The sequence below is a fragment of the Methyloferula stellata AR4 genome (genome assembly GCF_000385335.1).
GTDB lineage: Bacteria > Pseudomonadota > Alphaproteobacteria > Rhizobiales > Beijerinckiaceae > Methyloferula > Methyloferula stellata.
On the sequence record NZ_ARWA01000001.1, the window covers coordinates 1752056 to 1765998 of the forward strand.

Annotated in this window: 8 protein-coding genes and 1 pseudogene; 7 read left to right on the forward strand and 2 right to left on the reverse strand. The window is 55.9% G+C overall.

Annotated elements, in window-relative coordinates; genetic code table 11:
• Nucleotides 1-26: 26 nt before the first annotated feature.
• A complete protein-coding gene (gene glgX, locus A3OQ_RS0108605; RefSeq protein WP_020174979.1) occupies nt 27-2141 on the forward strand; it encodes a glycogen debranching protein GlgX in 2115 nt (704 codons plus the stop codon).
• Between the two features lie 379 nt (nt 2142-2520).
• Here the strand turns inward: glgX and A3OQ_RS0108610 are convergent, their stop codons facing one another.
• Nucleotides 2521-3579, reverse strand: coding sequence for a FecCD family ABC transporter permease (locus tag A3OQ_RS0108610; RefSeq protein WP_020174980.1), 1059 nt, complete (start codon nt 3577-3579; stop codon nt 2521-2523).
• Between the two features lie 383 nt (nt 3580-3962).
• On the opposite strand from A3OQ_RS0108610, the gene A3OQ_RS0108620 reads away from it, so the two are divergent.
• The 4 genes from A3OQ_RS0108620 (at nt 3963) to A3OQ_RS0108635 (ending at nt 10022) form a co-directional block, all read left to right on the forward strand.
• A complete protein-coding gene (locus A3OQ_RS0108620) occupies nt 3963-5468 on the forward strand; it encodes a nitrogenase component 1 (protein WP_161607320.1) in 1506 nt (501 codons plus the stop codon).
• Between the two features lie 196 nt (nt 5469-5664).
• A complete protein-coding gene (locus A3OQ_RS21780; RefSeq protein ID WP_161607321.1) occupies nt 5665-7830 on the forward strand; it encodes a TonB-dependent receptor in 2166 nt (721 codons plus the stop codon).
• Nucleotides 7827-8963 (forward strand): ABC transporter substrate-binding protein, encoded by a 1137-nt coding sequence (locus A3OQ_RS0108630; RefSeq protein WP_020174984.1) that lies wholly within the window; start codon nt 7827-7829, stop codon nt 8961-8963. The genes A3OQ_RS21780 and A3OQ_RS0108630 overlap by 4 nt, the downstream gene beginning before the upstream one ends.
• Nucleotides 8964-8987: 24 nt before the next feature.
• On the forward strand, nt 8988-10022 hold the full coding sequence (locus A3OQ_RS0108635; RefSeq protein WP_026595648.1) for a hypothetical protein: 1035 nt from the start codon (nt 8988-8990) through the stop codon (nt 10020-10022).
• Nucleotides 10023-10110: 88 nt separating this feature from the next.
• On the opposite strand, the gene A3OQ_RS24835 is transcribed toward A3OQ_RS0108635, so the two are convergent.
• Nucleotides 10111-10395, reverse strand: coding sequence for a hypothetical protein (locus tag A3OQ_RS24835; RefSeq protein WP_020174986.1), 285 nt, complete (start codon nt 10393-10395; stop codon nt 10111-10113).
• Here A3OQ_RS24835 and A3OQ_RS24020 point away from each other — a divergent pair.
• Both A3OQ_RS24020 and A3OQ_RS0108655 read left to right on the forward strand, forming a co-directional pair.
• Nucleotides 10383-11208 (forward strand): annotated as a pseudogene (locus A3OQ_RS24020) (transposase); the annotation flags it as partial. The gene A3OQ_RS24835 and the pseudogene A3OQ_RS24020 sit on opposite strands and share 13 nt — an antisense overlap.
• A 365-nt stretch (nt 11209-11573) precedes the next feature.
• Nucleotides 11574-13877 carry a Tex family protein gene (locus A3OQ_RS0108655; RefSeq protein ID WP_026595650.1) on the forward strand — a complete coding sequence of 768 codons (2304 nt, stop codon included), beginning with the start codon at nt 11574-11576 and terminating at the stop codon, nt 13875-13877.
• The last annotated feature ends 66 nt before the right edge of the window (nt 13878-13943 follow it).

Here is a 13943-nt window from a genome sequence, read left to right on the forward strand (position 1 = left end):
CCGCGGTTCCTTAAGGGGTCTTAAGAATGATCATCAAAGAGGGCTTTCCGCATCCGCGTGGCGCGCGTTGGGAAGGCTACGGTACAAATTTCGCCCTCTTTTCGGCCAACGCCACGAAAGTTGAAGTCTGCTTCTTTGATTCAGACGGCGTGAAAGAGACCGCACGCGTTGAGCTGCCGGAATATACCGACCAGATTTTTCACGGGCATATCGAAGGCGCGATGCCCGGTCAGCTTTACGGCTATCGGGTGTCCGGCCCTTACGCTCCTGAAGAAGGTCACCGGTTCAATCCAAACAAGCTTTTGCTTGACCCTTATGCAAGGGCGCATGCAGGGAAGATCACATGGAATCCCGCCGTCTTCGGGTACAAGCTTGAAACAGGCGACGATACGAGTTTCGACAAGCGCGACAGTGCGCCTTTCATGCCCAAATGCGTCATCGTCGATCCCGACTTCGACTGGAAGGGCGAGCCAGGGCGAAGGCCCGCTCCTTGGGACGATGCGATCATCTATGAGACGCATGTCAAAGGCTTTACCAAACTGCATCCAGCGGTTCCGGAAAAACTGCGCGGCACCTACGCGGGGCTCGGTCAGAAGGCGGTTGTCGATTACATCAAGAGCCTCGGCGTTACCTCCGTTGAGCTGCTTCCGATCCATACATTCGTGAATGATAGCTTGCTCGAGGACAAAGGGCTCGCCAATTACTGGGGCTATAATACGATCGGCTTCTTCGCGCCTGACCCGCGCTACGCCGCGGATGCACAAAACAGCCTGCGTGAATTCAAGGAGATGGTAGCAGGATTGCACGACGCCGGCTTGGAGGTGATTTTGGACGTCGTCTATAATCACACGGCTGAAGGCAATGAACGCGGTCCGACGCTCTCCTTCAAGGGCATCGACAATGTGAACTATTACCGGCTGCTGCCCGATCAGAAACGCTATTACATCAACGATACCGGCACCGGTAATACCGTCAATCTCTCGCATCCGCGCGTGATTCAGCTCGTGACCGATAGTCTGCGCTATTGGGCGCAGGAGATGCACATCGACGGTTTTCGCTTTGACCTCGGCACGATCTTGGCGCGCGAGCCGGATGGCTTCAATAGGCAGAGCGGCTTTCTCAAGGCTGTCGGCCAAGATCCGGTGTTGAACGGAGTTAAGCTCATCGCCGAGCCCTGGGACATTGGTCCCGGCGGCTACCAGGTCGGGAGTTTCCCGCCGGGCTGGTGGGAATGGACGGACAGGTTTCGTGACGAGGTCCGCGACGCGTGGCGCGGTACCGGGCCTATCACGGCGCTGGCGCCGCGGCTTCTGGGTTCACCGGATTCGTTCAATCATAGCGGCAGGCGTGCCTATGCTTGCGTGAACTTTATCACCGCGCATGACGGATTCACGCTCTACGATACGGTTGCCTATAACGACAAACACAATGAGGCGAATGGAGAGGACAATCGCGACGGCAATTCGGACAATCGATCCTGGAACTGTGGTCAGGAAGGTCCCACCGAGGATGCAGAGATCAACGCGCTCCGGCAGCGCCAAATGCGCAATCTGATGGCGACCGTGCTGCTATCACAAGGCACGCCGATGATCGTCGCCGGCGACGAGTTTGGCCGAACGCAGGGTGGCAACAACAACGCCTATTGCCAGGATAACGAAATCTCCTGGGTCGATTGGCGCCTCAAAGACGAGAACGCGGCGCTGATACGGTTCACCCAGAAGTTCATCGGGTTGCGCCATAAATTTCCGATCCTACGCCACAGCCGATTTCTGACCGCCGACCTGAACGAAGAGACAGGCGTCAAGGCTATCACCTGGATCAGCGCTACCGGCGGCGAAATGACCGCCGCAGAATGGAGCAACGGCCTCGTCAAATGTTTCGGAATGTTGATGGATGGGCGAGCGCAGTCGACCGGAATCCAGAAGCGCGGCCTCGACGCCACGATGCTGCTCATCATGAATAGCTGGGAAGATGTCGTGCTCTTCAAGCTGCCGGAAGCGCCGGAGGGAGATGGATGGCATTTGCTCGTCGACACGAATATTCCAGACGAAAAATCCGATAAAATCCTCGAGGTCGGACATGTCTACGAGGTGACTGGGCGATCCTTGTTGCTCTTCATGATGCGGAAGAAAACGGGGTAAGGAAGGATCAGGAAGGCTCCGTCACGCGGGTTGCCGCGCCCGATGTAGCGCTGGTTCTCTAAGCTCTCCAACAATACGAGAGCCGCAACCAGGAATCGAGTCTCGGCCATATGATTCCAACACATCACGATCGAGACAACGAGGCGACTCCCTCCGATCACGACCTCGTCCATCGCTCCGTCGCCCGGATCACCATCCACGAGACGCGGATCGACATTGCCTTGAAGACGGCCGAACAGCAGCAGGACTTCTCGGACCAGGGTCTGGGCGATCGGGGTTTACTGGAAGACGGCGTGCCTGCTCAGCTCTCCATGCCCTTCGCGCCAAACCATCCATTGCGCAAAGGCATTGCGCCCGGCGATGTAGCGCCTACCGCTAGTTATTCTCGCGCCCAGCCATTCGATTGCGTCTTCCAAAAGAGCAAAGCGAAGATCGGCGTGCCGACGACGCTTGTGAGAAGCCCGATCGGGATCTCTTGCTCAGTTGCGCTGCGGGCAATGTCGTCCATGCCGAGAAGATAGATGCCGCCGAGGAAGGCCGCGGTCGGCAGGAGACGCGTGTGCTCGGGCCCGACCAGCATGCGGGCAAGATGCGGCACGATAAGACCGACCCAGCCGACACCGCCACTGACCGAGACTTGCGCGGCGACCAATAGGGCCACGAGGCCCATGAGACCCCAGCGCAAGGCTTCGACATTGACGCCCAACGCCTGCGCGTCATCCTCGCCGAGCGAGAGCAGATTGATGCGCCAGCGCAATGCCATCAAAAGCGTGCCGGCAAAGAGCGTCGCGGCTGCGACGATCGCGACTTTGTCGTAGGTCGCGCCAGCGAAACTGCCGAGGAGCCAATAGACGATGGATGGCAGTTTGAGCGTCGGATCGGCCAGCGTCTGCATCAGGCCGACGAGGGCACCACAAAAACCGCCGACAATTACGCCGGAAAGCACGAGGCCGAGCGTGCTTGCGCGCCCGGCGAGCTTGGCAAGACTGAAAGCAATGAACAGTGCGAGCAGCCCGCATCCGAAGGCAAGCCCCACAATCCCGAGCGACGGCCAAGACAGCATGATCGCGGTCACACCGCCGAGAGCTGCGCCGGACGACACGCCAGCGATCTCTGGCCCGACAAGCGGATTGCGGAAGACGCCTTGCATGGCCGCGCCTGACATCGCGAGTCCCATGCCGCATAAGGTGACAAGCAGGATACGCGGCATGCGCACGATCTCGACGACGACCCAAGGCGCATTCGTATAGTTGCCCTTGGCATTGATCGGGAAAGTGGTGAAGACGATCCGCGCCACTTCGCTGAAGGGCACGGGATAGCGCCCGAGTGTCAGCGAAAAGAGGATGAGAACGATAAGCGCTCCGACGAGCAGGAGCGGCAAAAGGTCAAGCGCGCGGGCGTGTCGCGGCTGTGCCGAGACAGAAAGGGCGACGGTCACAACTCTATGTCCTTATGACGGAAGCAGACCCATGGATTCCCGCTAAAACAAATGCGTCGCTTCCCGCTCAACGGAATTTTGCTTTGCGTGCGAGGCGCCAAACCAGCGCGTTTCATATCATCCGCCGAGCCGCGAACTTTTGTCTGATCCGTGCCACTTGGTCTGGGGCAATCCTTATCTCGGTAATGAGCATTTGAGGCTGAGAGATCACCGATCATAGAATGCAGCAAAGGAACACGCTATATAATTTTGTTATTTTGAAAACACAAATGTAGGGTTCAAGACATAACTTATGTCGCTTGACGTAGGTAGATACGCTATGTTTACTATATATATATCGAAATGCATCGCAGTCCCGGCTGCGGAAAATCAAGAGCGTTCAAGTGAGTCAGTTCGACGATTTGGGTCCAGGCGCGAAAGGCGTGAAGCCCGCGAACAAGGTACATGAGCATGCTCATTTGGTGCCGGTAAAGCCGATCCGGCACCGCAATCGAGGGCCCGCCAAAGTCACTCTTGAACAACATGTTTTGCCGAGACTGCCGGGAGAATTGCCGGTCGGGAAGCCGCAAGCCAATACCGATGCGGGCCGCCTCAAACATAGCTGGCCGCAGCATCCGCAAGTGATCCACGCTCATTGGGGGACGGTTCATGATCTGGCTGTCCTGTCGCATGGGGCCGCAGGCTGCGGTTATTTCGCTCTGGATGACCGTATGGTCACCCGTGGCCATGCAGGGGTGACCCGTTTCGAAAGCTTGAACATCACCAGCGACTTCACGACCGATGACATCGAGTCCGGTGGCGATGCCAAACTCGACCGCTGCATCGACGAAGCGAACGAACTTTTTCCCCTCTCGCGCGGCATGATTGTTCTCTCGCTCGATCCCGTCATCCAGCTCGACTCGGATATTCGAGCCGTTACGCACCGGAAGATGGAGCAGGATCGTAAATTGACGGTCGCTCTGCCGGCAGAGCATTTTCGTCAAGGCGGCTTCGACTATTATCTTCGCGACAGCAAGGCCGCGACCTGGCGTGCCGCCGATATGTTCGACACAAGGGAGCCGGGTACACCTTATGACGTCGCTTTGATTTATACGCGCCCGGGGCCAGCTCTCATCTCCGAGGTCCGGCGGTTGCTGACAGCTATCGGCCTTAACGTGGTCGCATGCGGAAGTCATTGCGCATCTGAAGATTTTGCCGGCCGATTGAAAGAGGTGAAACTGGCGCTCGGCTTCGGACAGAAGCTCGGTATGACGGCGATGTACGATCGGCATCCTTTTGCGAGCGCGCAGGAGAAGCGTTTCGGTATTCCCTGGATGTGGTCTTGCTTCGTCTCGCCACGTGCGACAGCGGAATCGCTGCGCGCCATTGCACGGCGCTTCGACGCAAAAATCGAAGCCAAAGCAGAAGATGTCATCGGCGCCCATGCGGCTTTGGTCGAAGCGACGATCGCGCGCTACCGCCCGGCGCTCGAAGGCAGGCTCGTGCTCGAGTTTTCCGGGCTCGGCGCGGACGAACTCGAACCTTTGCAAATGCTCGGCATGCGGCTTGGAAATGCGAAAGGATGGACCAAAAAAGACGGCTCGTGGAGGACACCCCGCAAGCCTTGCGCCTACCCAATGCCGTCTGATGAGGGTTTGCTGGCGCTTCTGCGTGAAGCTGAACCCGACCTTGTGATCGGCACGGGATGGGACCAATTCGAAGCCCGCAAGCGAGGTTACTGCGCTTGGGTACCATCACGCGCTTATAAGCAGGCGCCTTTCGGCTATTGGGGCTTTCGCGGATTTGCCGATTTTGCGGCCGACATCGATCGCATCGTGAACGCGACATGGCGCGGCCTGACGGCATCGAAGATCGGGGCTGTCTCTCCACAGCTGGATCTGTCGGAATGAACGCCCGCGTAATGGTCCTTTTATCGCGCGGACAGGGCGCGGTCAGTTACGCCGATTCGGGCTGAACTCATTCGCTGCGGCAATGATGGCGTCATCTAAAAATGCCGCCACGCCAAATCTCACATCTTTGTAAAACACACGGCTCCGTCGGCTGGGCGGAGGACGGAATCTTATTGTCATTATGGGGGACAATACGATGGCGAAATCCAATTCATTGAATGTCTTTGCCGTACGAAGCGGCCTTTCTTTCGTACTCGCCACCGGTCTGGCGGGCATTGCCAAAGCGCAAGGCCTTACGCCCGTGCCAGACGTGTCGGTCGACGCGTCGGGAACACAGCCGGCCGATGGAAGTGCTGCTGCCGGATATCGGTCGCAGAACACAGCGACAGCGGGTCCCTGGGGTAGCCTTCCGCTGCAAGATACGCCTTATTCGATCAATGTCGTTCCGCAGGCTTTGATCGAAAATGTTCAGGCGACCCAGCCTGATCAGATCCTTCGTATGAATCCTGTCGTCCAGATTCAGCAACCGACCTCGTTCAACGGAAGAGCCACATTCAACATTCGCGGCTTCAACATCGTGAACTTCGAAGAGGATGGCTTGCGCGATTCCAATGGCTGGGGCATCGCTATGGAGGAATATCAGAGCGTCGAAGTTCTGTCCGGCCTGTCCGGGTTTCTCTATGGCCCAGCAAATGTAGGCGGTCTGATCAATTTCGTCAGCAAAACCCCGACACCGACTCCCTTTGCATCGGTCACCGTTGGTGATGCGGGGGTCAGCAATGACGGGTATGGCAATTACTACGTGCACGGCGACTTTGGTGGACCAATCGATAAAAACGGACTGTTTGCCTATCGCCTCAACCTCGTGAGCCAGAACGGTGATCAAGGACCAGATTTTACGGCCCAGCGCCGCAATCTCGTCAGCGGGGTACTCGATTGGCACGTCTATGATCGGTTGACGATCGAGGCGATGGCGACGGCTTATGATTATAAGCAAAACGGTCTTCCGGCGAGTTGGTCGACAGCGTCTAAGGTAACGTCATATCCAGCCGCTCCGAGCGCCGATCAGCTTTGGTCGGAACCCTGGTCTTATCAGGCCGTCGAGACAGACAAAGTCGGTGTCAAAATAAAATGGGATTTGACAGATATTTTCAGCTTCCGCTCGGCATTTCGCTACGCGACTTACACGGATCAGAATCAAGAAATCGTCAACACCATTCAAACCAATAATACCTATACGCAGAGTGATCAGGCGCGAGCCTTTCGAAGGCTGGCTAATTATGATGGCTACGCCTTTATGGATGCGCGTTTCGATACTTTGGCGCTCGAGCATAAAATGACGTTTGGCTTCTATGGAGATTCGTCGGTCTTTCAAGAGCATCCAGACGAGCAGGCAAGCGCCAATGTTACAGGTCAATTTAACCTGCTATCGCCGATCTATGCCGCGCAACCACTTATCATTGCCGGAACGAAGCCGCTCTATAAGGACCAATCGACGTTCAACAAGAACTACGTCCTCGGCGATATTATTAAAATCAACGATTACTTTACGGTGATCGCTGGTGCCAATTATGCCGATATAGGTCTCAGCACTTTCGCCACGAACGGCACGCTGTCGGCCCGCTATGACAAGTCGGTGCCGACCCCTACAGCCTCGTTGCTCTTCAAGCCGGTTTCCTGGCTGACGACTTATGGAAGTTACATTGAATCACTTGAACAAGGCACGATCGTTCCAAGCACGGGCGCAATCGTATTCACCAATGCGGGACAAATCTTAGCACCGGTTGTGGATAGGCAATATGAAATCGGCGCCAAAGCCACAGTCGGGGGCATGTTGCTAACTGCGGCTTTGTTTCAGATCGATAAAGCCAACCAATTTGCCAGTAACAATGGAAATGGCACTTCAACCGATGTGCAAGACGGTCGCGAAGTCCATAAAGGGGGTGAACTGACCGCGACCGGTAAGGTCTTTGACGATCTTACGATTGTCGGCGGCCTGACCTTCTTTAATTCTGAGGTGACACAGGCCAGCAGTACGTCTTTGAACGGCAAACGGCCGATGAACGTCGCCGATCAAATGGTTAAAGTATATGCAGAATATAACATCCCTTTCATTCCGGGTCTCACGCTCACTGGCGGTGCATATTATACCGGGTCATTCTATGCGGATGCTGCCAATTCAAAGCCGCTGCCGGCGGTTCTCATCGGCGATGTCGGAGCACGCTATGTGACCAAAATCAACAATTTGCCTCTGACCATACGCCTCAATATCACGAATGTTGCGGACAAAAGCTATTGGCAAAGCGCCAATTTCGTCGGCGATCCTCGTCGTATTGCATTCTCGTTTCAGACGACCTTTTGAAGACCGGCGTGATGAATCGTCATGGCGCGTTTTTGTCTCTTCGGTTGTGGACGATACTGACTGTGGGCGCTTTCTCAATCGGCGTCTGCCCTCCGCATTTGTCGCCAACCTTCAAGGAGGGGCCCGCCCATTCCGCTGTTTCGGCTCCGCAGCGCCCCGCAATCTATCCCCCGCTTCTGACAGCCTACATTACGGTTGAGGGACGGGCTCCCCATGTTCCCGCAATAACCGAAGTCGAGCAGTCATTTATCGCAAGCGGCCTTTTCGGCCATATGTTTCCGGTGCTTGAGGACTTGCCAAAACTTGCGACCCTCGGCCGTAAGTCCTCAGTCCCCGGCGATCCCGAACAAATTCTTCTGCTTGCACCGGACGCCATTCTCGTTTGGTCATGGGCAACAGGTGGCTTAGAAAAGATTGGCATCTCGTTCGAGCGCATCACATCCACGGATGTGCTCGAATCATGGCGCCAGCTCGGCGGCTTCATCCATGACCCGCAGCGCGCGGATCGTTTGATTGCTTCTTCCGAGCAAAGCAAAGCTGCGCTGATTAAGATGGTCGGCGATCTACCGCGCGGCAAGGGCCAGCGTGCGCTCATCCTTTGGCGCAATAGCCCGGACGTTTGGCACATCGCCGGTAGCGCTCACCGCGACGCGCAGTATCTTGTCGATCTTGGCGCCGACATTCCGCCGCGTTTGCCGTTCGAAAAGCATATTTCTATCGGCAGTCTGCAAATCGGGCGCGAAGAGCTGCTCGAACTCGACCCTGACATCATTTTTTTGTCGTGCTGCGTGGCAGTGAATGATGTTCCGCAAACATTCTATGACGACCCTTCCATGCAGCCACTCAAGGCCGTGCGCACACATCGCATTTACAAGGAGCCGGTCGGAGGAGGCCGTATGGACGGCGTTGTCGAAACGCCACTCATGCTGCGATGGTATGCGGAGCTTCTTTATCCCGATCAGCTCGATAGTCAATTTCGCGAAGATTTCAAAAGTACATATCAGCAGGTTTATAATTTCCCGATCGGCGACGACGAGTTCGATCCCACGATCTTTTTGAAAGAGAACAGTTCGTCAGTAAATTATGCGCGTTTCACACGGAGCGCTCTCCAAGGGACGGGAACCCAGAATTGAATGGTCTGTTATGAGGAAAAAAACATGACGAGAGCGATCGATGTTCAGGGCATAAGGATCTTCGCCAAGACGGCACCTTGCGCGCACTCTTGTCGTTATTGTTTAGTAGGACAGAAGAAAATAGTTGACGTCGCATTTCCGCGTTTTGTCGCTATCGTCGAGCGTTTCATAGAGTGGAGAAGCGAAAGCGGCTTATCGAATTTCTCTATTCTCGCGGGCGTTGAGGACTCATACGAGTTCAGCGTCGAAATCCTCAAGGCCCTGTTCGAGCTTCAAAGCAAGATTGGACGAAACGAGGGGAGCGATGGGATCAAACTGGGTGGTCTTAAATGGCGTTCTGAATCGGACATGCGAACCTGGCTTACGGAACGGCGCGACATGGCAAATTTGAAGATCGTTCACGCGTCGCTTGCGGGTTGTGGTTCTACTCATGATCGTTGGAACGGCCGCGAAGGTGATTTCGAATTCCTTTTCCAGACGATGAGGACAGCGGCTGAAATTGGATTACGGGTCCATCAGAGACTATTCGTGGTCAGAAGCACGTTACCGGTGCTCGCCGATTTGATTGATAAGCTCGATGAAATCCCAGTTAAGGCTCTTCGGTATCTTTCGACTTTTGTCTACCAAGGTCTGGCAACTCGCCTTGAAGAAGAACGCATTACAGAAGCGATGCGTGATCAATTGCCCGCCTGTTTAGGCGAGATCTCTATGCGTGCCGGCACTCAATGGCTATCGGAGCGTGAATGGATCGGAGAATATAAGGACAAGATTGACGCAGACAAACCGAGGAAGCTAAGGCTCGATTTGGAAATTACCGATGCGAATATTGATCAATTAGAACATATGTCCTGCGAAGAGATCGTGGCTGGCCTCACCAGCAAAACGGCAAAGACATATGCGATGTTCCCAAGCCGTTCAAAGTTGCTCAAAGAATGCGCCGATCGCTCCAATCGGCTGATCTACGCATCCTTGCGGGAACTCGAGCACAAATGGTTTGACCGCTATCTAATCAAGAATCCATCTCACCTTGCAAAAGACGTTGGACACTTCGCTGCATAGTCTTGTGAGCGTTGGGGCGCGCTAAGTGGTTTTGCAGGTTAGATCCACTTAGTGGCGATCGGCATAGACTTAAAGTTGAAGTGTTTCTTCAGGGGGCATCGTCAACCTGCATCTTATCGGCGATAAGGAAACTTTCGTCATAGAAAAGCATCGGCCACTCTACGCGCGCGAATGTCCGTTTTTGACGTACCGGTGATTCAAAGTGGACCGACTGCTGTCTGCCCGTCCGTTCCAGCGCACAAGATGCATCGTACGGATTTGCGAGTGTCGCAAGATACTCCCGAACGGCGTGGCCAGCCTTATCCTTCAGTTCGTCAAGCCTCCATTTGCCGGCTTGAATTGATCTTTGCTTGTTGGCACGACGATGCAGCATTCGGCGCCGCGTCACCCGTGCAGCCAAAGTTCATCTCGCCGGCTGACCCAGCTGCGCAAGGGACCGGAGCTCACAAAGGCCAGCCTTCTTTGCTTACGCGACCAATTACCTGATCGATACAGACCATGGCGTGATCGTCGATGTGGAAGCCACCCGCGCCGTTCGTCAGGCCGAGGTCGGCGCGGCTCGAACCATGATTGAACGGACAGAGGATCGTTTCGGTATCAGCCCAATTATCTGACCGCTGACAGCGCATATGGTTCGGCCGAGAATCTTGCCTGGTTGGTCAAGCAGAAGCAGATCACGCCGCACATTCCAGTGTTCGACAAATCCAACCGTACGGACGGCACTTTTTCACGCGCCGACTTCGTGTTTGATCCTGAGGGCGATCGGTACATCTGTCCAGTTGGTAAGGAACTCGTCCAGTTCCATCGAACATATGCAAAACCAAGAACTGGCATCACCGCCGATGGCACACACCTTTATCGTGCCAGCAAGAAGTATTGTGACACTTGCGATCTTAAAATGCGGTGCTGCCCGAATGCGCCAGCTCGAAAGGTCCCGCGCGATCTGCATGAAGACGCCCGCGACATAGCTCGGGCTCATGCCTTGACACCAGAGTATGACATAGCGTGCCGGCGTCGAAAGAAGGTAGAGATGCTGTTTGCCCACCTCAAACGCATCCTTCGGCTTGGACGTCTCCAGCTTCGCGGGCCATACGGCGTGAAGGATGAGTTCCTCCTCGCAGCCACAGCGCAAAATCTAAGAAAGCTCGCGAAGCTCAGGCCGGCGACCATCGCAATGGTCGGATAAAGGGCCGAGACGAGCATCTGACCTGCACTCCTGCTTGTGCACCAGCCAAATAGCCAAACCTCGGTTAGAACGACGGATAAAGCGGCCATAACCAAAGACCCGGGCACTATTCAACAGTATCGGAGCAAAGCCGCCATCAGCATTCATCCATCAATGGCCACCGGGGGGCGCCGCAACACACGACCATCAGCTCTTTATCCGCTCAGTACCAAATGCGACCGCGAATCACTGAATTGCGTTTTGTCATGTTTGGAAAGTCGCGCGCCGCAAGGCTAAATTTATTTTGTTGAGCGGACAATATGCCACTTTCGGGTCTTTGTCTTTGATGCTGTAAGAACGTCCCGACATAAAGTCCACGAGATAAAATGACTTCTGAAACGACTCGCATAGTCCAAATAATTGCGTCTGAAATTCAAGCGAAATCTGAGCAAGTGAAGGCGGCGATCGCCCTTCTTGACGAGGGCTCGACCGTCCCGTTTATTGCGCGCTATCGCAAGGAAGCGACCGGCGGTCTTGACGACACGCAATTGCGGCAGCTTGATGAACGTCTTGTCTATCTGCGCGAGCTTGAGACCCGGCGCCTCGCCATCAGTGAATCGATCGGCGGCCAAGGCAAACTGACTGAACAGCTTGCGATAAAGATCGCAGGGGCCGAGACAAAGGCCGAGCTCGAAGATATTTATTTGCCCTTCCGTCCGAAGCGCCGCACGCGTGCGGAGATTGCACGTGAAAAGGGATTGGGCGGCCTCGCTGATACGATTTTTGCCAATCGCACGGCTGATCCCGCGGAATTGGCGCAAGCCTATGTCTCCGAGTCAGTGCCGGACGTAAAAACAGCGCTCGAAGGTGCAAGGGATATTCTGACCGAAACCTTCGCCGAAAATGCCGATCTCGTCGGGCGCTTGCGCACCTATCTTCAGCAGCACGCCATCCTGCGCGCCAAAGTGATCGAAGGCAAGGAGACGGCCGGCGAGAAGTTTTCCGATTACTTCGATCACTGCGAGCGCTGGGCCGCGGTTCCGAGCCATCGTGCGCTTGCCATGTTGCGTGGGCGCAACGAAGACGTGCTTTCCCTCAATATCGAAGTCGATGCTGAGGATGCGAGTCCGCTGAAACCTGTCGAGCGGATGGTCGCAGAGAGTCATGATATCCCTTTGCAAGGCGCAGCTGGAGATCGTTGGCTTCTCGAAACCGCACGTTGGACCTGGCGTGTGAAGCTCTCGCTCCATCTCTCGCTCGATTTGATGAATGAGCTGCGGCAACGCGCGGAAAAAGAGGCAATCGAGGTCTTCGCCCGCAACCTCAAGGATCTGCTGCTCGCGGCACCCGCCGGTTCGCGTCCGACGATGGGACTTGATCCGGGCATTCGCACTGGCGTGAAGGTTGCCGTTGTCGATGCGACCGGCAAGTTGCTGGAGACTTCGACCATCTATCCATTTCAGCCCCGCAATGATGTCGCGGGCGCGATGGCTGAGCTTGGCCGCTTGATCCGGCGGCATAAAGTCGAATTGATCGCCATCGGAAATGGAACGGCGAGCCGCGAGACCGATCGCTTGGCTGGAGAGGTCATCGCCGCCTTGCCGGGCGCCAAGCCGATCAAGGTGGTGGTCAGCGAGGCGGGTGCATCTGTCTATTCGGCCTCGGCGACTGCCGCGGCCGAAATGCCGGATCTCGATGTTTCCTTGCGAGGCGCAGTCTCGATCGCGCGGCGGCTGCAAGATCCTCTTGCCGAACTCGTCAAGATTGATCCGAAATCAATTGGCGTTGGGCAGTATCAGCATGATGTCAGTCAGGTCTGGCTCGCGCGATCTCTCGATGCCGTGGTCGAGGATGCGGTCAACGCGGTCGGCGTCGATCTAAACACCGCGTCGGCGGCGCTGCTTTCCCGCATTTCGGGCCTCAGCAGCTCGCTGGCCGACGCGATCATCGTGCATCGTGACGAGAAAGGCGCCTTTAAGAACCGCAAGGAACTCTTGGATGTCACGCGTCTTGGGCCGCGAACCTTTGAACTCTGTGCAGGGTTCCTGCGAATCCCGAATGGTTCAGAGCCCTTGGATGCCGCCTCGGTTCATCCGGAGGCCTATGGTGTCGTCCGCAAGATAGCGGCGGCCTGCGGACGGGATCTTCGTTCGCTCATGGGCGATACGGCGGCTTTGAAAGCTCTCAATCCGGCTCAATTCGTCGATGAGCGCTTCGGCCTGCCGACCGTCAGGGACATATTGTCGGAACTCGAAAAGCCGGGCCGTGATCCGCGCCCGGCGTTCAAGACCGCAACCTTCACCGACGGGGTGAATGACATTAAGGATCTGGTTCCAGGTCAGATGCTGGAGGGCGTCGTCACTAATGTCGCGAACTTCGGCGCCTTTGTCGATATTGGCGTCCATCAGGATGGGCTTGTGCATATTTCGCAGCTCGCGGACCGCTATGTGAAAGACCCTGGCGCGGTCGTCAAAGCGGGCGACATCGTCAAAGTGCGCGTCGTAGAGGTCGACGTGAAACGCAAACGAATCGCCCTTTCCATGCGCGCGCAGGACACGCTGCAATCAACGAAAGCACCTGAGCCGGCAAACTCTTCGCACCGGACTCATAACAAGCCCCAGGCAAGCCGAAGCGACAAACCGCAAAGCGCTCTTGCAGCGGCGTTGAGCGAAGCCTTTCGACACAAATAGAAGGTGCAGCGCACAGGTCAGGAGCCGTCTCGAAGGGAACTTAGTGGACTAATGTGCCAGGGGCCG